27 protein-coding genes, 1 pseudogene and 1 other annotated feature are annotated in these 26,524 nt (G+C 59.0%); of the genes and pseudogenes, 8 read left to right on the top strand and 20 right to left on the bottom strand.

The window, feature by feature from the left end; translation table 11 throughout:
• Nucleotides 1-46: 46 nt before the first annotated feature.
• A complete protein-coding gene (locus NMB41_RS05440) occupies nucleotides 47-685 on the bottom strand; it encodes a peroxiredoxin (RefSeq protein ID WP_494381457.1) in 639 nt (212 codons plus the stop codon).
• A 118-nt stretch (nucleotides 686-803) separates the two neighbouring features.
• On the bottom strand, nucleotides 804-1,190 hold the full coding sequence (locus NMB41_RS05435; protein WP_494381456.1) for a diacylglycerol kinase: 387 nt from the start codon (nucleotides 1,188-1,190) through the stop codon (nucleotides 804-806).
• Between the two features lie 156 nt (nucleotides 1,191-1,346).
• Here NMB41_RS05435 and NMB41_RS05430 point away from each other — a divergent pair, with 156 nt between their 5' ends.
• The gene (locus NMB41_RS05430) at nucleotides 1,347-2,132 is read left to right on the top strand and encodes an IclR family transcriptional regulator (protein WP_494381455.1); all 786 of its coding nucleotides are present in this window, start codon (nucleotides 1,347-1,349) and stop codon (nucleotides 2,130-2,132) included.
• Nucleotides 2,133-2,201: 69 nt separating this feature from the next.
• Here NMB41_RS05430 and pbpG read toward each other — a convergent pair whose 3' ends face one another.
• The 4 genes from pbpG to NMB41_RS05410 form a co-directional block, all read right to left on the bottom strand.
• Nucleotides 2,202-3,398 carry a D-alanyl-D-alanine endopeptidase gene (pbpG, locus tag NMB41_RS05425; RefSeq protein ID WP_494381454.1) on the bottom strand — a complete coding sequence of 399 codons (1,197 nt, stop codon included), beginning with the start codon at nucleotides 3,396-3,398 and terminating at the stop codon, nucleotides 2,202-2,204.
• A gap of 180 nt (nucleotides 3,399-3,578) precedes the next feature.
• Nucleotides 3,579-4,274: a nitroreductase gene (locus NMB41_RS05420; protein WP_494381453.1), complete on the bottom strand. Its 696-nt coding sequence runs from the start codon at nucleotides 4,272-4,274 to the stop codon at nucleotides 3,579-3,581.
• Nucleotides 4,271-5,182 carry a DMT family transporter gene (locus NMB41_RS05415; RefSeq protein ID WP_494381452.1) on the bottom strand — a complete coding sequence of 304 codons (912 nt, stop codon included), beginning with the start codon at nucleotides 5,180-5,182 and terminating at the stop codon, nucleotides 4,271-4,273. The genes NMB41_RS05420 and NMB41_RS05415 overlap by 4 nt, the downstream gene beginning before the upstream one ends.
• An 11-nt stretch (nucleotides 5,183-5,193) precedes the next feature.
• On the bottom strand, nucleotides 5,194-5,457 hold the full coding sequence (locus NMB41_RS05410) for a hypothetical protein (RefSeq protein WP_494381451.1): 264 nt from the start codon (nucleotides 5,455-5,457) through the stop codon (nucleotides 5,194-5,196).
• A gap of 31 nt (nucleotides 5,458-5,488) precedes the next feature.
• Between NMB41_RS05410 and phaP the strand changes: the two genes are divergently transcribed.
• The gene (gene phaP, locus NMB41_RS05405; protein ID WP_494381450.1) at nucleotides 5,489-6,064 is read left to right on the top strand and encodes a TIGR01841 family phasin; all 576 of its coding nucleotides are present in this window, start codon (nucleotides 5,489-5,491) and stop codon (nucleotides 6,062-6,064) included.
• 93 nt (nucleotides 6,065-6,157) lie between these two features.
• Here the strand turns inward: phaP and NMB41_RS05400 are convergent, their stop codons facing one another.
• The 6 genes from NMB41_RS05400 to NMB41_RS05375 all read right to left on the bottom strand — a co-directional run bounded on the left by NMB41_RS05400 (nucleotide 6,158) and on the right by NMB41_RS05375 (nucleotide 11,439).
• Nucleotides 6,158-6,880 (bottom strand): ABC transporter ATP-binding protein, encoded by a 723-nt coding sequence (locus tag NMB41_RS05400; protein ID WP_494381449.1) that lies wholly within the window; start codon nucleotides 6,878-6,880, stop codon nucleotides 6,158-6,160.
• Nucleotides 6,880-7,647: an ABC transporter ATP-binding protein gene (locus NMB41_RS05395; RefSeq protein ID WP_494381448.1), complete on the bottom strand. Its 768-nt coding sequence runs from the start codon at nucleotides 7,645-7,647 to the stop codon at nucleotides 6,880-6,882. The genes NMB41_RS05400 and NMB41_RS05395 overlap by 1 nt, the downstream gene beginning before the upstream one ends.
• 16 nt (nucleotides 7,648-7,663) lie before the next feature.
• Entirely contained in the window at nucleotides 7,664-8,878 is a 1,215-nt protein-coding gene (locus tag NMB41_RS05390) for a branched-chain amino acid ABC transporter permease (RefSeq protein WP_494381447.1), read from the bottom strand.
• Between the two features lie 10 nt (nucleotides 8,879-8,888).
• Complete coding sequence (locus NMB41_RS05385) at nucleotides 8,889-9,824, bottom strand: branched-chain amino acid ABC transporter permease (RefSeq protein WP_494381446.1); 936 nt, start codon at nucleotides 9,822-9,824, stop codon at nucleotides 8,889-8,891.
• 173 nt (nucleotides 9,825-9,997) lie between these two features.
• A complete protein-coding gene (gene ispH, locus NMB41_RS05380) occupies nucleotides 9,998-10,972 on the bottom strand; it encodes a 4-hydroxy-3-methylbut-2-enyl diphosphate reductase (RefSeq protein ID WP_494381445.1) in 975 nt (324 codons plus the stop codon).
• Between the two features lie 11 nt (nucleotides 10,973-10,983).
• Nucleotides 10,984-11,439 carry an FKBP-type peptidyl-prolyl cis-trans isomerase gene (locus tag NMB41_RS05375; RefSeq protein ID WP_494381444.1) on the bottom strand — a complete coding sequence of 152 codons (456 nt, stop codon included), beginning with the start codon at nucleotides 11,437-11,439 and terminating at the stop codon, nucleotides 10,984-10,986.
• A 277-nt stretch (nucleotides 11,440-11,716) separates the two neighbouring features.
• Here NMB41_RS05375 and NMB41_RS05370 point away from each other — a divergent pair, with 277 nt between their 5' ends.
• From NMB41_RS05370 to NMB41_RS05350, 5 genes and pseudogenes are all read left to right on the top strand, one after another.
• Nucleotides 11,717-12,202, top strand: a complete 486-nt coding sequence (locus NMB41_RS05370) for an RDD family protein (protein ID WP_494381443.1) — start codon at nucleotides 11,717-11,719, stop codon at nucleotides 12,200-12,202.
• 99 nt (nucleotides 12,203-12,301) lie between these two features.
• Nucleotides 12,302-12,763 (top strand): annotated as a pseudogene (locus tag NMB41_RS05365) (UPF0758 domain-containing protein); the annotation flags it as partial.
• 92 nt (nucleotides 12,764-12,855) lie between these two features.
• Nucleotides 12,856-14,220: a site-specific integrase gene (locus tag NMB41_RS05360; RefSeq protein ID WP_494381442.1), complete on the top strand. Its 1,365-nt coding sequence runs from the start codon at nucleotides 12,856-12,858 to the stop codon at nucleotides 14,218-14,220.
• Nucleotides 14,221-14,234: 14 nt separating this feature from the next.
• Nucleotides 14,235-15,362, top strand: coding sequence for a hypothetical protein (locus NMB41_RS05355; RefSeq protein ID WP_494381441.1), 1,128 nt, complete (start codon nucleotides 14,235-14,237; stop codon nucleotides 15,360-15,362).
• 28 nt (nucleotides 15,363-15,390) lie between these two features.
• Nucleotides 15,391-16,613 (top strand): IS3 family transposase gene (locus tag NMB41_RS05350; protein ID WP_494381440.1). Its coding sequence is split into 2 segments (ribosomal slippage): nucleotides 15,391-15,679 and nucleotides 15,679-16,613, totalling 1,224 coding nucleotides; the frame shifts between segments, so codons are not numbered across the junction.
• Nucleotides 15,669-15,785 (top strand) — a sequence feature (AL1L pseudoknot). Its footprint overlaps the gene before it by 117 nt.
• 254 nt (nucleotides 16,614-16,867) lie before the next feature.
• Here NMB41_RS05350 and NMB41_RS05345 read toward each other — a convergent pair.
• The 5 genes from NMB41_RS05345 to NMB41_RS05325 all read right to left on the bottom strand — a co-directional run bounded on the left by NMB41_RS05345 (nucleotide 16,868) and on the right by NMB41_RS05325 (nucleotide 23,218).
• Complete coding sequence (locus NMB41_RS05345; RefSeq protein ID WP_494381439.1) at nucleotides 16,868-17,266, bottom strand: YybH family protein; 399 nt, start codon at nucleotides 17,264-17,266, stop codon at nucleotides 16,868-16,870.
• A 36-nt stretch (nucleotides 17,267-17,302) separates the two neighbouring features.
• Nucleotides 17,303-19,360, bottom strand: a complete 2,058-nt coding sequence (locus NMB41_RS05340) for a carboxymuconolactone decarboxylase family protein (protein ID WP_494381438.1) — start codon at nucleotides 19,358-19,360, stop codon at nucleotides 17,303-17,305.
• Between the two features lie 32 nt (nucleotides 19,361-19,392).
• Complete coding sequence (locus NMB41_RS05335) at nucleotides 19,393-21,330, bottom strand: (5-formylfuran-3-yl)methyl phosphate synthase (RefSeq protein WP_494381437.1); 1,938 nt, start codon at nucleotides 21,328-21,330, stop codon at nucleotides 19,393-19,395.
• Nucleotides 21,331-21,402: 72 nt separating this feature from the next.
• A complete protein-coding gene (locus tag NMB41_RS05330) occupies nucleotides 21,403-22,212 on the bottom strand; it encodes an encapsulin (protein ID WP_494381436.1) in 810 nt (269 codons plus the stop codon).
• Nucleotides 22,213-22,405: 193 nt separating this feature from the next.
• Nucleotides 22,406-23,218 (bottom strand): hypothetical protein, encoded by an 813-nt coding sequence (locus NMB41_RS05325; RefSeq protein ID WP_494381435.1) that lies wholly within the window; start codon nucleotides 23,216-23,218, stop codon nucleotides 22,406-22,408.
• Between the two features lie 501 nt (nucleotides 23,219-23,719).
• Here NMB41_RS05325 and NMB41_RS05320 point away from each other — a divergent pair.
• On the top strand, nucleotides 23,720-24,808 hold the full coding sequence (locus NMB41_RS05320; protein WP_494381434.1) for an endonuclease/exonuclease/phosphatase family protein: 1,089 nt from the start codon (nucleotides 23,720-23,722) through the stop codon (nucleotides 24,806-24,808).
• A 44-nt stretch (nucleotides 24,809-24,852) separates the two neighbouring features.
• Here the strand turns inward: NMB41_RS05320 and NMB41_RS05315 are convergent, their stop codons facing one another.
• The 3 genes from NMB41_RS05315 to NMB41_RS05305 form a co-directional block, all read right to left on the bottom strand.
• Nucleotides 24,853-25,260, bottom strand: coding sequence for a hypothetical protein (locus tag NMB41_RS05315; RefSeq protein ID WP_494381433.1), 408 nt, complete (start codon nucleotides 25,258-25,260; stop codon nucleotides 24,853-24,855).
• A 43-nt stretch (nucleotides 25,261-25,303) separates the two neighbouring features.
• A complete protein-coding gene (locus NMB41_RS05310; protein WP_494381432.1) occupies nucleotides 25,304-25,774 on the bottom strand; it encodes a hypothetical protein in 471 nt (156 codons plus the stop codon).
• A 459-nt stretch (nucleotides 25,775-26,233) separates the two neighbouring features.
• Complete coding sequence (locus NMB41_RS05305; RefSeq protein ID WP_494382796.1) at nucleotides 26,234-26,317, bottom strand: hypothetical protein; 84 nt, start codon at nucleotides 26,315-26,317, stop codon at nucleotides 26,234-26,236.
• Nucleotides 26,318-26,524: the final 207 nt, after the last annotated feature.

Raw genomic sequence — 26,524 nt, 5'->3', positions numbered from 1 at the left:
CCGGCACGCATTGTGAAAACGCATGCCGGAGCAATGCCGGTTCTGCTTACTTGTTCGGCTGCGGCGTCAAACGCAAATACGGCCGCGCTGCCGTGAAGCCCTTCGGATACTTCTCGGCGATCACAGCCGGATCCTGCACCGTCAGCGGAATGATCACGTCGTCGCCATCCTTCCAGTTACCCGGCGTCGCCACCGAATAGCCGTCGGTCAGCTGCAGCGCATCGATCACGCGCAACACTTCGTCGAAGTTGCGGCCGGTGCTCATCGGGTAGGTGATGGTCAGGCGGATTTTCTTGTTCGGGTCGATCACGAACAGCGAACGCACCGTGGCCGTGGCCGACATTTCCGGGTGGATCATGTCGTACAGCGTGGAGACCGACCTGTCGGCGTCGGCGATGATCGGGAAGCCCACGACGGTCTGCTGGGTTTCTTCGATATCCTTGATCCAGGTCTTGTGCTGCTCTGCCGGGTCGACCGAAAGCGCGATCGCTTTCACGTTGCGCTTGTCGAATTCCGGTTTCAGCTTGGCAGTCAGGCCCAGTTCGGTGGTGCACACCGGGGTGAAGTCGGCGGGATGCGAGAACAACACGACCCACGATTTGCCGGCCCATTCATGGAAATGAATGGTGCCGATGGTGGAATCCTGCTCGAAGTCGGGGGCGGTGTCGCCAAGGCGTAAGGTCATGGTCATCTCCAGGAGTTGTCAGGGACAGGCCTGCCGGCGACAAAAAATAATGCCGCAGGCCATCCGGCTATTCTGCGGCATTTTTAACAAGCTTGCTGCGCTGTCATCGCATATCTACTTACATAAAACGGCTATAGAGAACCGTTCCCCAGGTCAGCGCAGCCAGCAGCACCGTCAGCCCGACCGCAGCGCTGCCGAAGTCCTTGGCATTCTTCGACAGGGGATGGCGCTCGAGCGAAATGCGGTCGACGATCGCCTCGATGGCCGAGTTGATGAGTTCGACGATCAGCACCAGCAGCAGGACGCCGATCAGGACCAGTTTTTGAAAACCCGAGACCGGCAGCACGAAGGCGAAAATGACGCCAAGCACGAAGACCAGCACTTCCTGGCGGAAGGCATGTTCGATACGCCAGGCCATGGCCAGGCCCTGCACGGTATAGGTCGACGCGGCAAGGATGCGCTTGAAGCCGCCCTTGCTCTTGAATTCGCTGGTCGGTTGTTCCATCATATTTCCAAGAAGACATGCAGAGTTGCCATTATGCCTGTTCCGGCACGCTCCGGGACAGCCCTGTGTGTTAGACGAAAGGCACTAGCCAAACCCTCCCCGCTTTTCGCATTATGGTATAAAGTAGGGACGATACTGCACCGCACCAACCACATCATGAAAATCGAAACCCTTGAAGCGCCCAAGACCTCGATCCAGGTGATTGAGCGCATGGTCGCCCTGCTCGATGCGCTGGCCACCTATCCCGATCCGGTCAGCCTGAAGGAATTGTCCAAGGTGTCCGGCCTGCACCCGTCGACGGCCCACCGCATCCTCAACGACATGGTCGTCACGCGTTTCGTCGACCGTGTCGAGCCCGGCACCTACCGGCTCGGCATGCGCCTGCTGGAACTGGGGAATGTCGTGAAAAGCCGCTTGTCGGTGCGGGAAGCTGCGCTCGACTTCATGCGCGCCCTGCACAAGAAAACCCAGCAGACGGTGAATCTGTCGGTGCGCCAGGGCGACGAGATCGTCTACATCGACCGTGCGTTTTCCGAGCGCTCGGGCATGCAGGTGGTGCGTGCGATCGGCGGGCGCGGCCCGCTGCACCTCACCTCGACCGGCAAACTGTTCCTGTCGGTCGATGAAGCCAAAGCGATCCGGGCCTATGCCACGCGCACCGGTCTCGCAGGCCACAACAAGAATTCGATCACCGATTTGTCCAAGCTCGAGCGCGAGCTGAGCCTGGTACGTGCGCGCGGCTATGCACGCGACAACGAAGAGCTGGAACTGGGCGTGCGCTGCATGGCCGCCGGCATTTATGACGACAGCGGCAAGCTGGTGGCGGGCCTGTCGATCTCGGCGCCGGCCGACCGCCTGCAAGAGGACTGGCTGGACGACCTGGTGCAGACCGCGGGGCAGATTTCAGCCACGCTGGGCTTCCGCCCGGTGTCGGTGGCATAGAAGGAAACGACCACCACAAACAACAACGGCGCCCGCGGGCGCCGTTGTTGTTTGCAGGGCGTTGTTCTATTAACGTTTCTGCAGCACGGTGGCAGCCGTCACCGTCGAGAACGCGCTGTGCGCAGGCTCGGCGACGCTCAGGGGACTCGCCGTTGGCACGGCAATGCTGTCGGGTGTCAGCGCTTCGAGCCAGCGCCGCATGCGGCCGGCGTCGGCGGTACGCGACATCTTCCCCTTGGAATCGAGGAAGACCATGATCACGTTGCGGCCCTGGATCATGGCCTGCATCACCAGGCAGCGCCCTGCTTCGTTGATGAAGCCGGTCTTTTGCAGGCCGATATTCCAGTCCGGCAGCTTCACCAGGTAGTTCGTATTGTTGTAGCGCATAGGCCGGCCGCTGGCCTCGACCACCCAGTCGGGATCGGTCGAATACTGGCGCAGCAGCGGTTTCTGGTGCGCATGGGCCACCAGCCTGGCGAGGTCGCGCGCGCTCGAGACGTTCTGGCTCGACAGGCCGCTGGCATCGACATAGCGGGTGTCGTTCATGCCCAGTTCGCGCGCCTTGGCATTCATGGCGGCGATGAAGGCGTTGATGCCGCCCGGATAGTTGCGTCCCAGCGCAGACGCCGCCCGGTTTTCTGAACTCATCAGTGCGATGTGCAGCAGGTTGCCACGGGTCATCCGTGCGCCGACCGGCAGGCGCGAGCTGCTGAACTTGTGGCGGTCGACGTCGTCATTGCTGATCGTCAGCACCTGGTTCAGGTCGAGGTTCGCTTCCACCACGACCAGGCCAGTCATGAGTTTGGTAATCGAGGCGATCGGCAGGGCAACGTTCGCGTTCTTTTCGAACAGCACTTCCGAGGTGTTCTGGTCGAGCACGAGGGCGACGCTGGAACGCAGCGAGAGCGGATCGCGCGTCTGGTTCAGGCCGGCCATGTCGCCGGCAGTGCGGGCGGCGGGAATGACCAGCATGGCCGGCGCGGCGCGGCGGGCCAGGTGGTAAGTCACGCGGCGCTTGCCGCGCACCGTCTCGACCCGGCGCACCATGCGCTGGCGGTTATCGCTGGCAATGAGCACCGCTTTTTCGCGCTTGGTGCCGCGTTTGGCCTTGGAAGAGACTTTCTTGACCGGCTTCTTCTTGACGGCCTGGCGCTTCTGCTTGCTGGACGAGGTCTGCGCACCTGCACCTGCACCGGCGCCTGCGGCCGACACCGGCTCGACGACCAGAAACAGCGATACCAGGACAGACAACAGGAGCTTCAACATTTCTACTTCCTTTGATTACGCGAACCGATGAGGCACTTTCCAAAGTGTATGCGCCTGCAACTCAACTGCAAGCGAATTTACCACCCTCCTGCCTATTTTGCCGCACAACAACGGACTGAAGCGTAATGCACCGGAGCCGGCCTCGCGATCTCCTTTCAATTGTGTCGCGGGCGCAACAACTTAATTTACAAAATGTACAAATGAGGACACGGGCTCGCGCTCGGTCACCAGCGAGTTTTCGATTTTCGCCGGATCGGCCCAGCCCAGCGCCATGCCGCAGACGACCGTCTCGTTGGCGGGCAGCCGGAGTTGTTCGGCGATGACGCGGTGATACTGGGTAAAGGCCGCCTGCGGGCAGGTGTCGAGCCCGCGTCCGCGCGCGGCGACCATGATGTTCTGCAAGAACATGCCGTAGTCGAGCCAGGAGCCCTGTTCCATCACGCGGTCGATGGTGAAGATCAGGCCGACGGGCGCGTCGAAGAAGCGGAAATTGCGCGCATGCTGGGCCGCCATGCCGGCCTTGTCCTCGCGCGCGAGGCCGAGCAGGCCGTACAGGTCCCAGCCGACCTTGCGGCGGCGGTCGATGAAGGGCGAGACCCATTCGCGCGGGTAGTAGGCGTATTCCTCGGTGTGCTGGCGAGACTGTTCGGGGTCGGTATGCACGGCCAGGATCGCGTCCGACAGCGCAGTGCGCGCCTGTCCCGTCAACACATACACCTTCCACGGCTGCGTATTCGTGCCCGAGGGCGCGCGCGCCGCCACTTCGAGGATGCGCGCGATATCGCCCTGCTCCACCGGTTTGTCGAGGAAGGCGCGGATCGAGCGGCGCGAGGTGATGGCGGAATCGACCGCTTCTTGTTGCTGGCTTGAGATCATGAGTTTCCCTTTTTCTTGACGACGAAAGCGACACCGGCGACGGCCACCGCCATGCCCAGCAAGCCGAGCGGGCTGAGCGACTCACCGAACAGCAGCCAGGCCATGATGGCGGTGGTGGGCGGCGTCAGGTACAGCAGGCTGGTCACCTCGGTGGCATTGCTGCGGCGGATAAGTTTAAACAGCAGGAAAATCGCGCCGATCGACAGCGCGAACACCGACCACAGCAGCGCGAAAATGAAATTCGCAGTCCACACTACCTTAGACAGGGCTGGGTCCAACTGTTCAAAAAGAATTGCACAGGGCAGCAGCACGGCAACCGTGGCCGCGAACTGGATCACGGTGCCCGTGCGCAGATCGAAATTCGGGCAATAGCGGCGCTGGTACATGGTGCCGGCCGTGATCGACACCAGTGCGAAGAGGCAGTAGCCGATGGCAAGCGCCGACAGGCCGGCCAGGTCGATCTTGGCCGCGACGACCAGCGCTACGCCGCCCAGCCCGAGCACCAGGCCAATCCACTGGCGCGGGCGTACCCGCTCGCCGATCAGGGGCGCGGCAACCGCAGTGAGGATAGGCTGCATGCCGACGATCAGCGCCGACAGCCCGGCCGGCATGCCGATCTTGATGGCGCACCAGACCCCGCCCAGGTAGCCGGCCTGCAGCAGCAATCCCGCAACTGCAACATGCTTGATGCGGCCATGCGGCCAGGGCGCGCGCCAGACAAGCACGACAGGTACGAGCACCAGCAGCACGCAGGCGCAGCGCAGGAGTAGAAAGGTGAGCGGCGGCGCGTAAGGCAGGCCGAACTTGGCCACGATGAAGCCGGTACTCCAGAGGACAACGAAGAAGGCCGGCACGACCCAGCGGTACTGGGTGGTGGATGCGCCTGGGACTGCGGTGGTATCGGCCATGGTAATGATTGTCAGGCGCGAACACCGGATGGCGAATAGCGCAATTGCAAGTCTAACATGGGCAGGAAAACGTTTCCCGACGCTGCTTTGTTGCAAAAAACCTTGGCAAACCGATGATAGTAGTTAATGAAAAGTATTTCTTCCGATGCAATAAACCAACATTCGCAATTAGCGTGGTGCGACGCACCAAAATCGCTTGACGCGCTTGCAAAAATGGGCAAAACTTCGCTCTGTTGCGGTGCACCATTCGGATGAGCACCGGTTTGTAGCAGCATACCTTCCTATAACATTTGTTTGGAGATCCACATGTTTGCAATCCCAGAGCAATTCTCGAACGCCACCAAAGCCAATTTCGAAACCCAATTCGCCCTGTTTTCGTCGCTGACCGCGAAAACCTTCGAAAGCGTTGAAAAGCTGGTCGCGCTGAACCTCAGCACCGCCCGCGCCGCAATGGCCGACCAATCGAACACCGCGCGCCAACTGCTGTCGGCCAAGGACCCGCAAGAGTTCTTCCAGCTGACCGCATCCCAGGCCCAGCCAACCGCTGAAAAAGCCGTCGCCTACAACCGCCAGCTGGCCGCCATCGCCACCGGCACCGGCGCCGAGTTCTCGAAAGCCGCTGAAGGCCAGATCGTCGAAGCGAACCGCAAGGTTATCGCCCTGGTCGACGAAGTGAGCAAGAACGCCCCAGCCGGTTCGGAGAGCTTCGTCGCCGCCGTCAAGACCGCGATCAGCAACGCCAACGCAGGCTACGAGCAGTTCAGCAAGACCACCAAGCAAGCTGTCGAAACCATCGAGAGCAACGTCAACGCCGCTGTCTCGCAGTTCTCGCAAGCCGCTGCCAAGTCGCCGGCTGCCAACGCCGCTGCTGCCGCTGCCTAAAGTTTGATGGCCCGCATCAAGCGGGCTGTAGGCTGTATAAATAAAAGGGCCGCCTGATTTCTCAGGCGGCCCTTTTCTTATTCACGCACCGGGTTATTCCCCCAGATACGCCGCCTGCACCCGCGGATCGTTGAGCATCGCATTCGCGTCCCCGGTCATCGTGATCAAGCCGGAATCCATCACATAGCCCCGGTCCGCGGCCTGCAGCGCCAGCTTGGCGTTCTGCTCGACCAGCAGGATCGTGATGCCCTGGTTCGACACGTCGCGAATGACTTCGAAAATCTTCTCGACCATGATCGGCGCCAGGCCCATCGACGGTTCGTCCAGCAGCAGCAGGGTCGGATGGCACATCAGTGCGCGCGCCATGGCCAGCATCTGCTGCTCGCCGCCCGACAGGGTGCCGGCGAGCTGGGCGGCGCGTTCCTTCAGGCGCGGGAAGACCCCGAACCACTTCTCGATATCGGCCTCGATCGCCGCCTTGTCGTCACGCGTATAAGCGCCCATCAAGAGGTTCTCGTGAATCGTCATGCGGGTGAACACGCCCCGCCCTTCCGGCACCATGGCCAGCTTTTGCTGCACCAGGCGGAACGATTGGGTTCCCACCAGGGGCTTGCCGAGATAGGACATGGTCCCCTCGACTTTGCAGGCCGGCAGGGTGCCGGTAATGGCTTTCAGGGTCGTGGTCTTGCCGGCGCCATTCGCGCCGATCAGGGTGACCAGTTCGCCTTTGTTGACTTCCAGGTCGATGCCTTTGACCGCCTTGATGCCGCCATAGGCGACCTTCAGACCGGCAATCTTCAGAATGTTTTCGCTCATCAGTGGGCACCTCCCAGGTAAGCCGCGATGACGGCCGGATCCTTCTGGATCTCGGCTGGCACCCCTTCGGCGATGCGCTTGCCGTACTCGAGCACGGTAATCCGGTCGCACAGGCCCATCATCAGTTTCACGTCGTGTTCGATCAGGAGCACGGTCTTGCCGCTTGCCTTGATTTTCACCAGCAGCTCGCGCAGCGCGAGTTTTTCGGTCGCATTCATGCCCGCTGCCGGTTCGTCCAGCGCCAGCAGCTGCGGGTCGGTGGCCAGGGCGCGCGCGATTTCCAGGCGGCGCTGGTCGCCGTAGGACAGGTATTTCGCGGTACGGTTGCCGAACTGGCCGATGCCGACGAACTCGAGCAGCTCCTGGGCACGGGCGCGGATCGATGCTTCCTCGTCACGCGCAGCCTTGTGGCGGAAGATGGCGCCGAATACGCCTTGTTTCGAGCGCACGTGGCGCCCGACCATGACGTTTTCGAGCGCCGTCATCTCGCCAAATAAGCGGATGTTCTGGAAGGTGCGCGCGATGCCCGCTTTCGCCACCGCATGCGGGGCCGAGGGCGAATAGGGTTTGCCGGCCAGCTCGAACTTGCCGCTGTCGGGCTGGTACAAGCCGGTAATGACGTTGAAGAAGGTGGTCTTGCCGGCGCCGTTCGGGCCGATCAGGCCGACGATCTGGCCCGGACGGATCTGGATCTCGACGTCGGTCAGCGCCTGCAGGCCGCCAAAGCGCTTGTTGACGCCGGAAATATTCAGTAAAAAGTCGCTCATGGAATGATCCGGCGCCTCAGACGGCCGCCGCCTCCTTTTCTTCGTCGCGCGCATTGGCCACGTTGGGACGGTCTTCCTTGTTCGGCGACGGCCACATGCCCGCCGGACGCACCAGCATGATGCCCACCAGGGCCAGGCCGTACAGCAGCTGGCGTAGCACCTCGGCCTCGATGATGACCTTGCCGAACATGGCCATCTGGGCCGGCTCGACCACGTGGCGCAGCACTTCGGGCAAGGCAGCCAGCAGCACGCCGCCCAGCACCACGCCCGGGATGTGGCCGATCCCGCCCAGCACCACCATCGCCAGCACGGCGATCGATTCGGTCAGCGAGAACGATTCCGGCGACACGAAACCCTGGAAGGCGCCGAACATCGCGCCGGCCACGCCGCCGAAGGTGGCGCCCATCGAGAACGCCAGCAATTTGACGTTGCGGGTATTGATGCCCATCGCCTTGGCCGCGATTTCATCTTCGCGAATCGCCACCCATGCCCGTCCCAGGCGCGAATGCTGCAGGCGGCTGGTAACGAAAATGGTGGCGATGCACAGGAACAGGAACAGGAAATAATAGGCGTTCACCGAGGGCATCGCGTAGCTGCCGATGTAGACGGTCGACTGCGAACCCGCCTCCCCCGCCAGCGAGACGCCGAAGATGCGGATCGGATCGATCATGTTGATGCCCTGCGGCCCGTTCGTGAAATTGATCGGGTCGTTCAGGTTGTTCATGAAGATGCGGATGATCTCGCCGAAACCGAGCGTGACAATCGCCAGGTAGTCGCCGCGCAGCTTGAGCGTCGGCGCGCCAAGCAGCGCGCCGAAGAAGCCCGCCACCAGGCCGGCCAGCGGCACGATTGCCCACACCGACAGGTGGATGCCGTTTTGCGCGATGTCCGGGCCGAACAGGGCGACCAGCGACTCGCCGATCACGGGGTGGTAATTCACCACCGATTCGAGCAGGGCCGCGAATTGCGGCGAGGAGAACAGGCCGACCATATAGGCGCCGACGGCGAAAAAGGCGATGTAGCCCAAATCGAGCAGGCCGGCGAAGCCGACCACGATGTTCAGTCCCAGCGCCAGCATGATGTAGAGCAGCGCGATGTCGATGATGCGCACCCAGGAGTTGCCGTACTGGGCCGCAAAGAACGGGAAGGCCAGCATCAGGGCCAGCAGCAGGCCCATCGTGATATAGGCCTGGCGCTTGTTGTGGTGGACGTCGAAAGAGAGGAATGCCATGACGTCTCCTTTATGCGCGGTCGGCCACACGCTCGCCCATGATGCCGGACGGACGCAGGGTAAGGACGAGGATCAGCACCACGAAGGCGAAGATGTCCTGGTAATGGCTGCCCAGGAAGCCGCCGGTCAGGTCGCCGATATAGCCGGCGCCGAGCGCTTCGATGATGCCGAGTAAGAGGCCGCCGATCATGGCGCCGTAGATATTGCCGATGCCGCCCAACACTGCGGCGCAGAAGGCTTTTAATCCAGGCAAGACGCCCATCGTGAAGGTGATCGAGGCGTAGTTCGCGCCCCACATCACGCCGGCCACGGCGGCCAGCGCCGCGCCGATGGCGAAGGTGGCGACGATCACGCTGTTCGAATCGACGCCCATCAGGCCGGCCACGCGCGGGTTTTCCGCCACGGCGCGCATCGCACGCCCCATTTTGGTGCGTTCGACCAGCACGACCAGCCCCACCATGGCCAGCGCGGCGAGCACCAGCAGCAGCACCTGGGTCTGGGAAATCATGGCGCCGCCGATCATGATCGGGTCGGAGGACAGCAATTGCGGGAAAGGCAGCGGGCTGCGGCCCCACCATGGCATGGCCATGACGAAGGTTTGCAGCAGGATCGAAACGCCGATGGCGGTGATCAGGGGCGCCAGGCGCGGCGCGTTGCGCAGGCGGCGGTAGGCGATCCGCTCGATCAGGACGTTGACCAGCATCGCCACCGGAATCGCGCCGAGGATGGCGACAGCCAGCTGGACGGCGCCAGGCAAACCGGGGAAAAAGCTGTCGAGCAGCTGCAGGATCGACAGGCCGACCATTGCACCGATCATGAGGACGTCGCCGTGGGCGAAGTTAATGAGGTTCAGCACCCCGTAGACCATCGTGTACCCTAGCGCGACCAGTGCATACATGCTGCCTAGCACCAGTCCGTTGAGTATCTGCTGGACAAAAGTCTCCATCGTTTCCGCACCCTCTTGATTTCGATAACAAAAACGGCACCCCGGGGAATCCCGAAGTGCCGCTCATTGGCATTGCCGTGACAAAAATTCCGAGCGTCGCCATCATAGCGAGCTTTTTGAAAAACTAACAACGGAAAGTTGCAGGCTCCTGGCTATCGAAATGAACGCAAGACTTATGCCACCTGCGTAGGGATGCCGTCCAGTCCCTTCGGGAGGGGGAAAGTGACGTGTTCTTCCACGCCTTCGAGCGCACGCACGCTCGCTGCGCCGAGGGTTTTCAGGCGGTCGATGACGGCTTGCACCAACACTTCCGGAGCCGAGGCGCCGGCCGTGACGCCGATGCGCTTCTTGCCCACGATCCAGGCCGGGTCGATCATGCCGGCATTGTCGACCATGTAGGCCGGCGTGCCGAGCTTGTCGGCCAGTTCGCGCAGGCGGTTCGAGTTCGAGCTGTTCGGGCTGCCGACCACGATCACGACCTCAACCTGCGGCGCCATGAACTTCACGGCTTCCTGGCGATTCGTGGTGGCGTAGCAGATGTCGCCCTTTTTCGGCTCCGAGATGCTCGGGAAGCGCGCCTTGAGGGCCGCGATGATTTCGGCCGTGTCGTCGACCGACAGCGTGGTCTGCGAGACGTAGGCGAGGTTGTCCGGGTTCGCCACCTGCAGGGTTGCCACGTCGTCCACCGTCTCGACCAGGTGCATGCCCTCTTCGGCCTGGCCCATCGTGCCTTCGACTTCCGGATGGCCGTCGTGGCCGATCATGATGATCTCGGCGCCGCCCTTGCGCATTTTCGACACTTCCACGTGCACCTTGGTCACCAAAGGGCAGGTGGCGTCGAAAATCTTCAGGCCGCGCGATTCGGCTTCCGCACGCACGGCTTTCGAGACACCGTGCGCCGAGAACACCAGCGTATTGCCGGCCGGGACGTCGTGGAGATCCTCGATAAAGATCGCGCCTTTATTGCGCAGGTCTTCCACGACATAGGCGTTGTGGACGATCTCATGGCGCACGTAGATCGGCGCGCCGAACTGCTGCAGGGCGCGTTCGACGATCTCGATGGCACGGTCGACGCCGGCGCAAAAGCCGCGCGGCTGGGCAAGCAGAATCTCGTTTTCCACGTTTTCCACGGTATTGACGTTTTCCATAGCCATTCCTGTTACAGGACCGAAATCAGTTTTACTTCGAAGTGCAGGTTCTGGCCGGCCAGCGGGTGGTTGAAGTCGAACAGCGCGGCGTCGTCGCGCATTTCGCGCAGCATGCCGGCAAAGCGCCCGCCCCCGGGTGCGGCGAAGTCGACCAGGTCGCCCGCCTTGTAGTCGGCGTCCGGCGTCGAATTCTCAATCAGCGTCTGCTTCGAGACCCACTGGATCAGTTCCGGATTGCGTTCGCCAAATCCTTCGGCGGCGCTCAAGGTAAACGTCTTGTGCTCACCCTCAGCCATGCCGAGCAGCCGGTCCTCGAGGAAAGGCGCGAGCTGGCCCTGGCCCAGCATCAGCGTAGCCGGGTTGGTGCCGAAGGTCGTGACGATGTCGGTACCGTCCGCGCCGGCGAGGCGGTAGTGCAGGGTCAGGTAGGCCGATTCGGTGACGACAGCAGGGGAAGCGTTGGACATGATATTCGTTGTGGCAGGCAAACCGCTATTGTAAGCCACCACTGCCCTTCCCGCCTCAGGGCGCTGCTTTTTATGGCAGGCGCGCCTCCTTGGAAAACCGTTTTCCGCCCGGACTGTCGCGCCAGCGCATCGACATGTTGACGAGCAAACAATCGCGGCCACCGGTGGGCAAGCAGGTGTGCAGCCGAGGCCTTGATGCTCGCCTGCATTGCGCCCTTCCGCGCAGGATGCTACCGTGGTCTGTGGCCAGTCCGGCCGCCTACCTGGAGCCCGAATAGTGACCGATGAAACACAATACGAATATGCCGGCTTCTGGTTACGCGTCGGCGCCGCCTTGATCGATACGGTACTGGTGTCCTTTATTACGATACCGATCGTGAGGATCGTTTACGGCAGCGCTTACGGGACCGGCGGCAACTTTTTCGAGGGTCTGGCCGACATCGTGATTTCCCTGGCGCTGCCGGCAATCGCTTCGGTCGCCTTTTGGGTGGCCCGCGGCGCGACGCCCGGCAAGATGGCGATCTCGGCCCAGGTGGTCGATGCGCGTACCGGCCTCAAACCCTCGCTCGGCCAGTCGATCGGACGCTATCTCGGCTATTACGTGTCGACGCTCCCGCTGGGCCTGGGCCTGATCTGGGTCGGCATCGATCCGAAAAAGCAGGGCTGGCACGACAAGCTGGCCGGCACGGTCGTCATCCGGCGCAAAGGCGGCGCGGTCCAGCCGGTCCGCTTCGAGCGCTCCAGCAAGGAAACATCACACTAGCCAGGACCGCGGCACATGGCGCACCTGCGCGCCAGATCAGAACCGTGTTTGCCCGGATGCCCATAATCGGCCCTCCCCTTTTGACTACTGTGGAGCCTTATGGGTATCAACGATTGGCCGGAACAGGACCGGCCGCGCGAACGGCTGGCGCGCGAAGGATCGGCCGCCTTGTCGAATGCCGAACTGCTGGCCATTTTCCTGCGCGTCGGCGTACGCGGGCGCAACGCCGTCGAGCTCGGCGGCCACATGCTGGAACATTTCGGCTCGCTGCAAGCCCTGCTGCACGCGACGCCGCAGGAATTTTCGCAAGTGCACGGCCTGGGCCTGGCGAAATATGCGCAGCTGCAGGCGGTCATGGAATTGTCGCGCCGCGCGATCTCGGAACAATTCTTCCGCCATGCCCTGTGCTCGCCCGATGTCGTCAAAACCTATTTGCGCGGCAAGTTCGGCTTGCAGGCCTATGAATCCTTCGTCGTCCTGTTCGTCGACGTGAAGAACCGCCTGATCGACGCCCAGGAAATGTTCCGGGGCACCCTCACCCACACCAGCGTGTATCCGCGCGTTTTATTCTAGGCCGTATTCTCTTATCGCGATCTTGCTTCGGAACTGATCGGCCGGCTCGCTGTCTATCTCAGCAAAACGCGGATCGTTTAATGGAAACTTCGAAAAAGGTCACGCCCTTTACGGTCGTCTACGCTCCTCCGGATGGGGTGACGGCGGCCGCCTACCCGGGCCTCATTGGGTTGCCGGTCATATTCGATCGAGGCCCAGGGGTCCATCGCCTGGCCCTGCGCTTTTTGCTTGACTTGGCCTACGCCAAGTGGCGCTTTCCCGCTGGTTTTCTCATGAGCAGCGGGGCGAAAATGCCGACACACAAGTCGATGCGTACCATCGCAGCGCGACTTGCGAACTTCCTGGACTGGGCCGACCGCCGGGCCCTGGATCTGCGCACCTGCAACTACAGCCAAGGTGTAGCCCGCTACCAGCAGGAAATGCTGAGGGGCGTGTGGTCACGCAGCGGCCGCGGGCTCGAAACATCTACAGTCAACTTCCGCGTTGACGTCGCGACGCATTACCTGCGCTGGCTGGCCGACACCGGCGAACGAGACTGGTTCGACGTCCTGACCAAGGAAATTAGCCAAACCTACGGCAGACACGACAGCTCCCGCAAAAGCATTAAGACCGTGACAGTGCGTGAAGGCAGGCTCAAAACAAAGCCGAAGGTCCTTACCTTACCGACCAAACAGCAAGCCGTTGATTGGCTCAAGGAAGCCAGGTGCGTAAGCGGCCCCACATCCGCGCTGATGGCCGAGTCAGTTCTGCGCACCGGCATGCGCCGTGAAGAGCTGATATGCCTGCGCGTCGATTCACTTCCCTTGTCCCCATCCGACTGGGAAATAGCCAACCCAACGCAACCGCCGCACCTTCAGGAAATAGTCATCAGGTTGGAATGGGGGCCCAAAGGCGAGACCATCGCCACATGCCCGATAAGCGGCGACGAGCGGAAGGTCGGACGAGATATCCGAATCCCGAGAACGCTAGCGCTGGAATGGCACGAGTACCGTAAAAAGAGCCGCGTCAGGGCGGTGGGCAAGCGGCTGGCCGGGCTGAAGGGACGACAGCGCGAAGAGGTGGCGGCCTCGCTAGTACATCTATTCCTGAGGGACGACACGGGGGACCGGTGGTCCGGCAAGAAGTTCTACGACGCTTGGGTCGCCGTGCCGCGGGTTTTCGCGGACAGATGGTATCCGCACGCTGGGCGGCATTGGTGGGCCTGCATGACGCTCTGGGACGAGGTGATGAGGCTTGAGGCCGAGGGACACACCAAAGAGAATCTGCTGAGCATCATCATGACCCGTATTCAACCCCAGTTAGGGCATGTGTCCGAAGACACCACGATGTTGTACCTGCGATGGGCTATGAATCAGCTCGGCACGCCGCTAGTTCTCGATGAAACGGATGAAAAGACGGGCGCAGATCCAACCGGCTTGAATGACCGTGCCACGAACAATGAATAAGACCAGGAGGCACCGTGAGTATCAGAACGACCCAAAAAGACCATCTTCCAGATCACGCCAGGGTTGCCCTGGCCGTCGACAATGCGACAGTCCTTGCCAAGACGGACCGCGATACCGAAGGCGTGCAGTATGCACCGGCGTCAGTTCAGGCTGCGCCTGAAACGGAGCGCTTTCTGGTCAGGACGTTATCTGGCAGAGTCTATCACTTCTCGGTTTTAGCCGACGGGTACACAGGCGGCCCGAAGAAAGGCGACTCCGCCTTCACCGGCCGACGCCAACTGCTGGTTGAACTGCTGCCAGCGAGCCGTGACCTGGCGTTGAGTGAGGCGGACCAAAGCACGGAGGGTACGTACTACGTTCTTCGCTATTTCTGGCGCACTCTCGATGAAGTTGAAGCCCGAGTCCCCGGCGCGCCCCGGCTAAAATCTGTGCGCGAAATCTCAAGCGTGCACCGCCAAGCGCTCGTCGATCGCGGAATTAATAGAACTGATTTTTGTAAGCTCCGTAAGATTCTAAACCTCACCCGTCTGGGTCTTGGGGAAAAGCAACTAAATTGGCTCGGCGTGCCAGCGAAAGGACTTGGAAAGGCAAAACAGTTGCCCGATCTGCCTGATGTCAAACGCATCAAGAACGCGCTTAAGCGCCTTTGGTTCAGGTGGCGCGACAGGCACGACCACGCCCGTCACCTCCTGAGCCTGCCGCGAGCGGACAGGGAAAAATTGCCTCAGGATCATCGGTTCATCCTCGAAAGTCTGCTTCGGTTCACGGACGCCCAAAAGAGACATGGAGTAGCGCTGCCTACCGCGGAGCAGCTCAACCCGGACGACATTAAGGCGAGGCCGGGCCTCTTCATGGGATATACCGAACTTTGCTCATACTTTTTTCCTACCCCCACGGCGATTAAGGCGGCCTTCCACCTATGCCTGGCCACCACGGGCTGGAACGAGGCGGTGCTCGTCAATCTGAAAGTCGGCGACGAGATCTTCCTGACGCATCCGACCGATGAGAAGCGCTACATCATGAAGGGGGTTAAGCGTCGGGCTGGCGGGGCTGAGCAGCGCTGCGACGGCCTCAAGAAGACACAGCACGGGCCGTATGCGATCATCAATTTCCTTAAAGATGAATCGCCCCGGGTTTTGTAGAGGCTCCATTGTTTGAGAGAATGGAGCTATGAAAAAGCAACCCAAGTATTCCCCCGAAGTCATCGAGCGCGCCGTGCGTATGGTCAGCGAAGCCGGCAGTCAGTACGCATCGCAGTGGGCAGCCATCACATCGATCGCCGCCAAGATCGGCTGCACCCCGGAGACGTTGCGTCGCTGGGTACGCCAGCAGGAGCGTGACACCGGCCAGCGCCCAGGGCCGACGACCGCCGAAGAGGAGCGCGTCAAGGCGCTTGAGCGGGAAGTGCGCGAACTGCGCAAGGCGAACGAGATCTTGCGCCTGGCGAGTGCGTTTTTCGCCCAGGCGGAGCTCGGCCGCCACTTCAAGCCGTGAGGGCTTTCATCGACCGGTACCGCCATGCCTACGGTGTCGAGCCGATCTGCAAGGTGATGCAGGTCGCACCGTCGGGATACTGGCGCCACGCTGCGCAGCAACGTAACCCGACGTTGCGCTGTGCCCGTGTCCAGCGCGACGACGTGCTGAGCGTCGACATTGAGCGTGTCTGGCAGGCGAACCTACAAGTCTACGGGGCAGACAAGGTCTGGCGCCAATTGCGACGTGAGGGAACGGATGTGGCTCGCTGCACGGTAGAGCGCCTGATGCGCAAAGCCGGCCTGCGCGGTGTCATGCGTGGCAAGGTCGTGCGCACGACGGTAGCCGATGCGAAGGCGCCGTGCCCGCTCGACCGCGTCAACCGCCAGTTCAAGGCCCAGCGGCCGAACCAGCTGTGGGTCAGCGATTTCACCTACGTCTCGACGTGGCAGGGTTTTGTCTATGTCGCCTTCGTGATCGACGTCTTCGCTCGGCGCATCGTCGGCTGGCGCGTCAGCAGCTCGATGCGCACTGACTTCGTGCTCGATGCACTGGAGCAGGCGCTGTATGCTCGTCAGCCCGAACGGAACGAGCTGGTCCATCATAGCGACAGGGGCTCGCAATACGTATCGATAAAGTACAGCGAGCGACTGTCAGAAGCCGGCATTGAGCCGTCTGTGGGCAGCAAGGGCGACAGTTACGACAATGCGCTGGCCGAGACCATCAATGGACTTTACAAGGCTGAACTGATCCACCGCCGCGCTCCCTGGAAGACGCGTGAGGCCGTCGAGCTGGCTACGCTGGAATGGGTATCCTGGTTCAATCACCACCGACTGCTGGAGCCGCTCGGCTATATACCGCCGGCCGAAGCTGAGGCAAACTATTATGAGCAACTGAGCAGTCAAGCTATCGCGGCCTGACTCACACTAACCGGCCTCCACGAAAGCCGGGGCGATTCAATGCCGGAGTGTCTGCATGCACCTGCAACCTATGGGTGAAGGATCTTTTCAACTGCGCCCGCCAGACGCCAGCGCGCCATGACACAGGTGCTACAACACGGATGCTTGGACGGGCGCATCAGGCACTACAGAGCTGGACAAGGCGAAATAGGCAAACAGGTTCCTGCCGCCCTGGGCCAGCACGGCATAGGGAAGGCCACAATCCGGATATTTTCCTAACCTGAGGGAACACTGTTTGCAATCACACTCTTGAATCGCCAACCAGCTGCACTTCGACGATAGACGTGGATTCCCTGCAATACCATTGTGGCTTTTGCGCCACCGTTCTTGGGCTGTATCGAAAGTTCAGTTCCAAATCGGCAGAACGCAAAATCGCCGCTTACTAAAAGTTCATGTCTGTAAAATTTCTCCTCGGCTGTCCAGTTGCGGAAAAATTCTTCGTAAGCGGACCGGATTTCCCGTTTTCCGATCGCGGGCCGGATGGCAGGCCAGAAATAGGACCCGTCATCTTCCCAATGATCAAGGACGGCTTCCAGATCTCCGTGCGTGAACGAGTTCAGAGCCTCTTCATACATTGCAATCAGGGCTGCCTTATCTTCGTCAATGCTGTACACAATCAATCCTCTAAAAAAACCGTGTAGCTGCCATACCTAGAATTCGGCGGATTTCTGCGCCGTATCTGCCGAAACGGTGAAATTACGCTCGCCAACGTCAAGCCGGCGGCGCACATTCAGGTTCAGTAAGGGGTTAACCGTCAGTTCGTTCGCGGTAAAAGCTTTTTCTGTTACCCCGACCACTGAGCGCATAAAATCCAGAAGGCCCATTCGATTGTTGAAGTACCCTGTTGGCTTCACCTCTCCGCGACTGGTCAGCTCCGGTCTGATCCCGCCAGTCGAAATGTCAAGGGTACCTTCGACAATCTGCACCGGCTGTTCAGAGGGCAACTTCAGTATGGTCAGGACTCGCCCCAAACCATCCATGTGTCCTGTAATCATGGCCAGTTCGGCAACCTGATGGTTTAGCAGCCGCTCCAAGGCTGCCTGCTCGCCTAGTCTGGGTGACATGTCAAGCAGACGGACTCCTGCAGCGATTTCCCGCCTGTTTTCTTTGTCAAGTAGCCTACGCATGTCGTCCTCCAGCTGCCACGCCATGTGCGGAGCTGTTAAAAATGTCTCGACCCAGCTGAGTACGGCGATCTCCATTGCGCTGAACACGCCTTCCGGCGCCGTTCTGTGTTCATTGACATACAGCACGACCTGTTCTGCATGCGACACTGCACGGGTCCTTGCCTGCTCCTGTTCCACCTCGCTCATCCGGGGCCGGGGCGGCCTGCCGACTCCATAAAGATCCAGATACACATTGAAGAGAAACATTGTGTGATGTTCGAGACCGTACCGGCTTCGAGTCGTTTTGTATATTTTCTGATATACGATTTCCTTGAGTACTCTCGAAACAAAGCCCCCTGTCTGGGAACCATTTCGCCACTCGTCTTCGTTGAAGAGCAGTGGCAGCGAATACGGTGGCTCAAAGCGCGCCAGTTCGGGATGCAGCATCAGGCAGAAAACAAGATTCCCGGGAAAGTGAAAACCGAAGCTCCAGCCAAACGTTCCAACCTGCACGCCGCCGACCGTCACACCCTTGTCACGGTCGCGGTCCATTGCCGTTTCATACGTTTCAAGCGGAATACGAGCTCCGGTGGGACGGCTTGGGTGTACCGTAACTCCGCCAGCAGCAATTTCCTTCACTGGTAACGGTACCGGCTCCGGCACCAGAGCACGCATATCTTCGCCGCCGAGCAGGCAGAGGCTGTTGATGTGAGTGATCAGGGCAGGGGGCAATACGTCCTGCATTGTTTGCGCAAGGAATGACTCGTCCGGGATGTTGAGCGCTGTAAGAACGCCCGTAAGCGCTACAAACTGCATGCAGACAAAGGACAGTTCTACAACTTGGGAGTCTGCTTTTCTTTCAACCTCTTCGTTGGAAATGCTGTTGCACACTTTCGCCGCACTTTCCGCTGCAGCTCTATCGGCTGCCGCATGTGAAGCTCCACTTGCAACGGCTGAGGCCCACGCCGACCGCGCTGCCTGCAGGCGGGCCATTCGCAAACCGTCCAGCACATACTGCTCCCTGTTCGCCTGCACCAGAGCACTGCGCAAGCGCCCATATTCCCTGTCGCCATAGGTCTTCGGATTGGTGGCAAAACAGTCCACAAACTCGAGAACAGCAGTTTCCAGCTCGGTGTACACCCCCCGGGCCTGGCGGAAGTTCAGTAAATTACACCATTTTTCCTCAAAGATCGGGTCAGCCATCCCATGTCTGTTCGCAGTCAATTTTCCGAGAACCGCATGATGGGTCATGGAATACCAGCAGCGCCTTGTCTGCGCTATGAAGCTTATTGCAAGCTCACGCATCATCCGGTCAAGAAATCCGGATACCTGAACGCCGTTACGGAATGATGGCTCGTCAAAAATTAGGGTGGTCGAAAAATTAAGCTGCTGTTCAAAAACCCCGGGGATATGCAGAAAAAAGCGCGCAAGATTGTTTGAGAATTCGGCCGGATAAAGGTGCCCGCTCCAGCACCAGTCGCTCATCGCCTGCAAACCTTTCAGCCAATTTGCGTTGCCCAGGGCGAGGTCCGCGTCCTCCAGGGGAAGCGAGCAGGCTGGCCGTCCTGTCTGGCTGACAGGCATCGCATATAGATTACGCAATTCATTAGTCTCCGCCGACAGTCACTGGATGCCTACCTGCCAAGCGGGATCGCCTGACCCGAATCATCCATGAATGCAACACGCTGGCCCCTGGGATTCACAAAATAGGTCTCGAGTTCAGGCCAGCCAAACTGGTAACGCTTTGCAGCAATCATGTCCCGTAGCGACTGGCAGGAACGTAGCGCGCTGGCGTTCTCAATCCAGACAGCCGGGACGTTGAGTACCCCCCCATGTTCGGGTGGAGCCAGACCGCAGACCAGATCTCGCCTGATCACCCGGGACTGTCGGGTATCACTTGCGGCGCTAGCGTCGGCCGGGTCAACATCAACTGCAGACGCCGAACCTCTGGTAGACAGCTGGTCAAGTTCCGGTACAAGGACCCATAGCTGCTGTGCCTGATAGCTTTCAATTGAGCCCGCAACGTTCGCTACTACTCCACGGTAATGGCAGTAGTCGACAAAAAACCGTATGTCATCGAGACTTAGAATGCCCTGTTGCGGAAGCCCGTTTGACACACGGAACTGATTGACATCTATCATCTCGCTGCCAGAAGTATCCACAAGACATACATTTGCCACTTTGGTCAAGATTGAAGTGTCAATCATGATGCCATACGCGCCGGCTGCAGCCGTTGCATCAACCATTGCCCTGATCACCGCCCTGTTGGTTCTGCCACCCGAAGCTATGCCCGGAAAAAACTGCTCGTGCACGAAAAGCCGGTTCAGCTCGACAAAAGAGTCATTCGCCCCCTCTGGAAGAGCACCGCTTCGGATCAGGCTGCCGAGCGAAACCTGCTGCGACTGGCTGAATACCGAACGGTTCTGTGAATCAATCAGTGTGTTGACTGCAAAATTCCGCAAGTCGAACGATTCAGCCGTAGGTCCTGACGGGAAAAATTCTCGCAGGCCTATCAGGACCTGGCGGACCGTTTCGTTTGTTTTCCGCTGATTCCATAGCGCCAGGTCTTGGGCAAAAAGAACCGACATTACCTGGGTGTGGCAGAACTGCTCAGTGCGGTTAAGCGCGTCAACAGTCTCTGAAAGAATCTCAGTCAGCATATCGATACCGACGCCATCGAGACCGACCTTGACGATATTGCAGGGATGAACCCGGGTACCCATTGAACAGGCTACCCCTATCGCCGCCTGTGACGATTTTCCGGCGATTTCGTACGCGGATTTCTGTATTGCCTGGCCGGATGGAGACCGGTCGAAGAGCAGCTGATCCTCGCCGATATTTGTACTGAGCTGGACATCAAGGTTTCGCTTTGAATCCAGCACCCCGTCACTGATGGCCATAATCTCTACCGGGCGGATGTTACCGAGAGCACTTCGCGGATCTTCGCTGTCGATTATCCGTCCCCCGCCCAGAACCGCCTCGCGGGCTTCCTGCGCGTTAAATACGCTGACAAGCAGCTTCCGGTTCGTACTGGCAGGTATTACACGCTGATGACGTACGACAGCAGGCACGGAGCCAGTGTCTAGACCTGCAGACCGGACAGCATGATTCACAGATCCGTTACCAGTTGACAATGAGTCAGCAGCAGTTGCTGCCGGCCGGGCGTCAGCCTGAGCAGTTCGCCGGGTTTCTGACATGTTCTGTTTTGCGTCCGGACCAGACATGGTACGTATACCGAATACTGTAGCGGGAGTCCCACCCGGTTCCGGAACCCGTCGGTGGTCCGAGACACAGATCGGGGTGTACTCTACCCGGTCACCTGGCCACAGGACCGGAAATTCTGCACGGTAATACTGGGAGATACCTTTCATATCAGAGCGGATCCACTCCGCCGAAAGACTCTGTTCTTCACCGCCGTTTACGCTGTAACAAATACTGACCCGATGACTTGCACTCTGGGGCTGGACGCCCACAGTGATCAAGACTGATGTGCCGTCAGGCACAAGCCCTTCGGGTGCCGGAGCATCAGAAGTTCCATACCAGAGTGTCAGGCCATCATTTTTGGTCAGCATATGCTTCTCATCCGGATTACAGCAGGACGGAATTAATTACACGGTTCGGGATCCGGGCCGATCTGCAAGCAGTTATTTCAGTTGAACGACAGCGCGCGGGTCATTTACCCTGAGACGAAACTGCTCGACAACGACGAACGTCGCATCTCCCTCCACCTTTCGGCATTCAACATGTGTGTCGTAAGGGATAACAAGATCGACGGCCCCCCCGCCGAGAGAGAACGCAACGCCGGTTCTTCGTTCGGCAGCTTCGCAAAAGCGGAAACCGTGTTCCCTGAGCTGGGGCAGAATCGGGTTGATTCGTGGTGTAGTGCCGGTTCCGACCGGTGTGATTGCTTCCCTGTGCAAATCCGGGGAAACAATAACGCAATACGGTCCATGCTGTTTGTTCGCCTGAAGCGTTTCAAGCGCTTCACGAATACTCTCGAAGACATCTTTACCATCGGGAATAGGAACGGCCTTTTCTGCAACAAGTCCTTCCTGGTCGGCTATCGTGCCGTTTTCGTCGATAATGTTCAGTTCTTTAAGTTTTTTTTCGGCGTTCCTGCCGTACAGCAGAATTGCGTCCTCGGCATATGCAAGATCACTGGCCGGCCTCAGCGCAAGACGGGCAGCAAGCACCTGGTCGGAAAACTGCTGCTGTGCAACGAGAAAATACGAGGAGATCTTTACCGGCGCCAGTTTGCTGTTTGGTCTTATTGAATAGGGCGGGCCGGCATGAATCCTGTAATTCTGAACCACATCTTCATATTGGGAGGAACCTGGCACGATCGGTATGAGAGGTGGGTTTGCACGGATCCTGCCGACTTCGGATCTTATTTCTCCGCCAATCCTGCGCGCCAGTTCCTGGCCCCATCTCAGATCATAAATTTCGTTAGCCATCTTTCTCTCCGACTTTATTTTGGATGCATTTTGGACGCCTGGAAAAACTCCTGCAGCTGTCTTTATCCCTAAAAGCCTTTCAGAAGCGGTTTTCGGGTTGCCCGGCGCCGTTGAAAAATGGTTCAGATCTGGCGGCATTAATTTCTGTCATATCTTTTTCTAACCCTGCGACCGGCCAGCCGACTTTATACTGTCAGTCAACAGCGTATCCACTGGATATCTCGAATTCCATTTCACCCATCGCAAGCGCATGCCCGTCGAAATAGGAAGCGATCTGCTCACCTGTTCCGAGAACACGCATTCTTTTCTGGTTCAGCAGTCGCAAAATCTCCCACTCATCATGTGACCCGCGACTGTACGATGCGCTCGCACGGATTGTGTAATAACGGAAAAATTCACGACGTAATCTGCGCCATTCGCTGGTCCTCTCTTCTTCTGAGAGAAGTCTTCCGCCCGAGTCCACCGCTGGCGAATAGTCGCGCGAAAAATCAGGATCAATAGTGAATTTGCTCGCGAAGTATTCCTCGACACCAGACGTTAGCGTGGTAGCGCCGGAATTCTCGAAAAAGTGCTTGACATCAGAAGGGCCGAGAAAATAGTAGGCGTCGAAATAGCCGCCCAGATTAGACCTGTCGTCGCGACCATTGTCCTCTACCAGAACCCTTGTCCACATCCGCATATAGTCCCCACCTTCGGGTTTCAGCGTTTTTACGTCGACAGGTTCAGTACCGGTCTCTCTGGCATACGCATTTGCGTGCTGCTGGAGCAGACTCGTGCCTTCCCGGGATTCGAGCTGATACGCTGCCGGATTCAGGAGCCAGAACCTGTGGCCCCATTGAGTCGTCACCCGCCGTGCCGTCGTATGCGCGACTTCAACATTGGTCCGGTCATGTCCTCCTCCGCGTCTGCTTATCGGGCAACTCAGATAAACGACCAGTCTTCCTTCGGAACGCGCACGCAGGATGTCCTGCCTGATCAGATCAACCTGTCTGTCGATGAGCGTCATCAGGATTCCGGTCTGCCACCGAAACCTGAGTGGAAATCCTGGAACAGGCTCACCGCTCTGCATTGCAGTCTGTGCGCTTTCCATGTCGATACTCCCTGATCAGAGGACAGTCGAAAGTAAAAGACAGAATTTCGATAGCGAAACTATCAGCCGGCCCTCTTGTACCAAGCGCTCAATTCAGCCAGCGGATATAAATACGTCAATCGGTTTTGGATTTTTTGATACTACACTTTTTATGAAAACATGAACAGCTGTCTTCTACCGCTTTTTGATTCACGGTTTTTTGTAGCATGGACGCAACGCAGGGAGTTTCCCATAAGAACAAATTAAGCTTTGAGCATTTGGAGAAGTGTATCGTCGAAAACCGGAATCGTTCTGGCTTGGCTAGGACATTCCTGGTACGCCATCTGGGAAAACGGTGCTTTCTTCACTTCCGCAATTAGAGTAATTTTGCTGTTCAGCCCGCGCTGCAACGAAAATTCTACTTTTCAGAAAACCAATATGCGAATAGCATCCTTCAATCTGGAGAATTTGTTTAGCCGGCCTTTAGCAATGGCGCTTGGCGATAAGGCCGGACAGCAGGCGCTGGACGACTACACGCTTTCCAGCAGCATAATCGCCAACTCGACCTATAGCGAAAAGGATAAGGCCAGACTGCTGGAACTTGACCTGAAGTACAGGTTTTCCGCCCCAGTCCAGCCGGCGAATGCATTGATCATCCTCAACCGCATCCGGAAAAACCTATTTGGCCGCCGCAGTGGAGTTGTTACCGTAGTCGCCCAAGGCCGCAGCGCCTGGACCGGGTGGTTCGAGTTACCACGACGTGATGTCAGCTGGCAGGCTGTCGTCAACACCGGCCGTGTTATTGCTGAAGTCAGGCCAGACATTCTCGTTTGTGTCGAGGTCGAGGACCGCCTTGCACTCCAGCGTTTTAATGACCAAGTACTGGGGGCGATGTATGGGCAGGCCTTTCCGCACACAATGCTTATAGACGGCAATGACCTGCGAGGAATTGATGTTGGCATTCTGAGCCGCTTTCCACTGGCGGGTATGCGCAGCCACATCGACGACACCGTCGATGGTAGAAAGGTGTTCTCGCGCGATTGTCCCGAGTACGTCGTTGAGCTGCCCTCCGGGACTCGACTAGTGATTTGTGCCAACCATTTCAAGTCCAAACGTGGCGGAAACGACGAAAACGCCCGCGCCCTGCGTATGGCCCAGGGACAACGGGTGCGCGAAATTGCCCGTGCGGCCGAACTGGATATCAGCAGATATGTTCTGATTGCGGGCGATCTTAACGACACGCCGGACAGCCCTGCGGTGCGACCTCTCCTCGATAACGGCTGGCAGGATATTCAGTCACATTCGGACTATCCGGATTGCCGTCCGGGAACTTACGGTACCGGGCTGAAGAACAACAAAATTGACTATCTGATCGGCTCAACAGCACTCAATACCAAGTTACGTAAAGTCGGCATAGAGCGCAGGGGTAGCTACCATCCGAGGTTGTGGAATCCTTTCGAAGGCGTCACTTCCGATACGGAAGCTTCCGACCATCACTGCATCTGGGCTGATTTCGACCTCTTCTGAAGCTGCTGTCTGCAGAGAGTCCGATTGCACACCTGCAGAGTGAATTAGTGTGCGCATGAGTCGCTCTCGGGCAAGGCAAAGTGATTGTTACATGAAGTGATTAGTCCTTGATCCTCGGGCGTGAGCGCGGCATTTACGACCTTGAGCGCTGCAGCGCGTGGTTCGCCATCGGGCATGTCGAGTGCGGTTTGGTAACATCTCCGGACATAGAGCATCATCCGCGCTGTTTCTTCCGTGCCTGCGTCATGGTCGCGCGCCCACTGGCGGTCCAGCAGCAGCATCAAGTCGAACCCAGACATCCCCACACCGCTCAACGACACAATGAAGTCAACCGCGTCCGGATGACACGCATCGACGGCGGCCGCAAACGGTCCGCCTTTGCTGTGGCCAAGTAATCCAAATGCGTGCGAATTGCTTGCGCCTTGCAAGAGCTCTGACAGCGGCGTAGGCATCGTCCACAAGGTCCGGGAGCGTATGCCCGTAATAGCCCCCGGTTCAACGCGCAACTTCCCGTTTGTAGTAGCGGGGCACTGCCACACCTTGACGTGCGAGGTGGTTGGCCAGTACGTCGAACATGTGATGCCCGAACATGTTCACGTGCCGTGTCTGTGGCCCACTGCCGGCGATCAGCACCACCGCGTTCGGGTGCGCGGGGGCGCGCGGGACGGTAAGAGTCGCGCCAAGCGTCACCCCGTCCTTGCTGCGGACTGCGACCAACTCTTCACTATACGGAAACGGAAGGCGCGGCGTCTGCGGGCGTATCGGCATAGAGAGGGCGGTGACCTCGTGCAGTTCCAGCGGCAGCGTGGGTCCTTGCGTCCACTCACCTAGGAAATGATCGTGAACCCACGTTAGCTTGAGCGTTGCATTGGTGATGTCGAGAACCGCGGCCTCGTCAGGCCCCATGTGGATGCTCTTTACCGGAATGTCGTAGACCTCTGGTGGGGGGATGAGACGCTCGCCCATGACGTACCGTCAGCTCTTTTGTAAAGCTCTGCCCCGATTTTCAGGACGGCGCCGTCAAGCAACTTCCGATCGGCCATCCAGTGCCCAAGATGCTCCTGCAATGGTGCCGCACAGCGGCGGAATGAAAGGCGAATAGAGCCAACAGGGCAACGCGCAAAGAAGAATTCTTCATGGACATATTCAGGTTGTGGTCATTCTGGCCAGGATATATACCGACTGCGGAGAAATAATTGAGCTCTGCGCTGATGACAAATGGCGTCAATTAAATGACTGCTTCTGGCCGGAAGCAGACGTCAGAAGGCCTCAGTGCATGATGTTGCTGCTAGGACAATCGAGAGGCTTGTTAGGGCGCTCTTAACCGTCCAACTTTTAGGGGTTAGTTCAAAAAAGGTGCTGGCACAAACAGAGCCAGGGGTGGTTGGCTGCCATGCAGGGTGTCAATTCGATGAACGCCTCAGATCATAAAATAGCTGGGGCTTCTCCTTGCGCAGCACGTCGGCGACGCCTGACCACTACTAGTGCAGCCAGGCCAAGCAGCGCCATTGATATGCTATCCGGCTCTGGAACTGAGATTGTTTGGTCGATGACTGCGGTGACCCTCAGAGCACCGTCCATATACCGAAGTCCCTCATATGGGGCGAGCCCACCGGCCGAATAGCGCTGGAAACGGTAGCCCTCGCTAAGGGTCGAGTTACCGCCAGCGATATCCTTCCCTACGAATGAGCGCAGGAAGTCTATATTACTCATCGG

Source organism: Massilia sp. FBCC-B171, assembly GCF_059134155.1.
Note: the sequence above shows the minus strand (reverse complement) of the source record. Positions and strands in the feature narration are given on the sequence as shown.

Coding starts and splice junctions, on each gene's coding strand:
- NMB41_RS05440 (WP_494381457.1), bottom strand. CDS start 685: ATGACCTTACGCCTTGGCGACACCGCCCCCGACTTCGAGCAGGATTCC.
- NMB41_RS05435 (WP_494381456.1), bottom strand. CDS start 1,190: ATGGAACAACCGACCAGCGAATTCAAGAGCAAGGGCGGCTTCAAGCGC.
- NMB41_RS05430 (WP_494381455.1), top strand. CDS start 1,347: ATGAAAATCGAAACCCTTGAAGCGCCCAAGACCTCGATCCAGGTGATT.
- pbpG (WP_494381454.1), bottom strand. CDS start 3,398: ATGTTGAAGCTCCTGTTGTCTGTCCTGGTATCGCTGTTTCTGGTCGTC.
- NMB41_RS05420 (WP_494381453.1), bottom strand. CDS start 4,274: ATGATCTCAAGCCAGCAACAAGAAGCGGTCGATTCCGCCATCACCTCG.
- NMB41_RS05415 (WP_494381452.1), bottom strand. CDS start 5,182: ATGGCCGATACCACCGCAGTCCCAGGCGCATCCACCACCCAGTACCGC.
- NMB41_RS05410 (WP_494381451.1), bottom strand. CDS start 5,457: ATGCTGCTACAAACCGGTGCTCATCCGAATGGTGCACCGCAACAGAGC.
- phaP (WP_494381450.1), top strand. CDS start 5,489: ATGTTTGCAATCCCAGAGCAATTCTCGAACGCCACCAAAGCCAATTTC.
- NMB41_RS05400 (WP_494381449.1), bottom strand. CDS start 6,880: ATGAGCGAAAACATTCTGAAGATTGCCGGTCTGAAGGTCGCCTATGGC.
- NMB41_RS05395 (WP_494381448.1), bottom strand. CDS start 7,647: ATGAGCGACTTTTTACTGAATATTTCCGGCGTCAACAAGCGCTTTGGC.
- NMB41_RS05390 (WP_494381447.1), bottom strand. CDS start 8,878: ATGGCATTCCTCTCTTTCGACGTCCACCACAACAAGCGCCAGGCCTAT.
- NMB41_RS05385 (WP_494381446.1), bottom strand. CDS start 9,824: ATGGAGACTTTTGTCCAGCAGATACTCAACGGACTGGTGCTAGGCAGC.
- ispH (WP_494381445.1), bottom strand. CDS start 10,972: ATGGAAAACGTCAATACCGTGGAAAACGTGGAAAACGAGATTCTGCTT.
- NMB41_RS05375 (WP_494381444.1), bottom strand. CDS start 11,439: ATGTCCAACGCTTCCCCTGCTGTCGTCACCGAATCGGCCTACCTGACC.
- NMB41_RS05360 (WP_494381442.1), top strand. CDS start 12,856: ATGGAAACTTCGAAAAAGGTCACGCCCTTTACGGTCGTCTACGCTCCT.
- NMB41_RS05335 (WP_494381437.1), bottom strand. CDS start 21,330: ATGCTGACCAAAAATGATGGCCTGACACTCTGGTATGGAACTTCTGAT.
- NMB41_RS05330 (WP_494381436.1), bottom strand. CDS start 22,212: ATGGCTAACGAAATTTATGATCTGAGATGGGGCCAGGAACTGGCGCGC.
- NMB41_RS05325 (WP_494381435.1), bottom strand. CDS start 23,218: ATGACGCTCATCGACAGACAGGTTGATCTGATCAGGCAGGACATCCTG.
- NMB41_RS05320 (WP_494381434.1), top strand. CDS start 23,720: ATGCGAATAGCATCCTTCAATCTGGAGAATTTGTTTAGCCGGCCTTTA.
- NMB41_RS05315 (WP_494381433.1), bottom strand. CDS start 25,260: ATGCCTACGCCGCTGTCAGAGCTCTTGCAAGGCGCAAGCAATTCGCAC.
- NMB41_RS05310 (WP_494381432.1), bottom strand. CDS start 25,774: ATGGGCGAGCGTCTCATCCCCCCACCAGAGGTCTACGACATTCCGGTA.
- NMB41_RS05305 (WP_494382796.1), bottom strand. CDS start 26,317: ATGGCGCTGCTTGGCCTGGCTGCACTAGTAGTGGTCAGGCGTCGCCGA.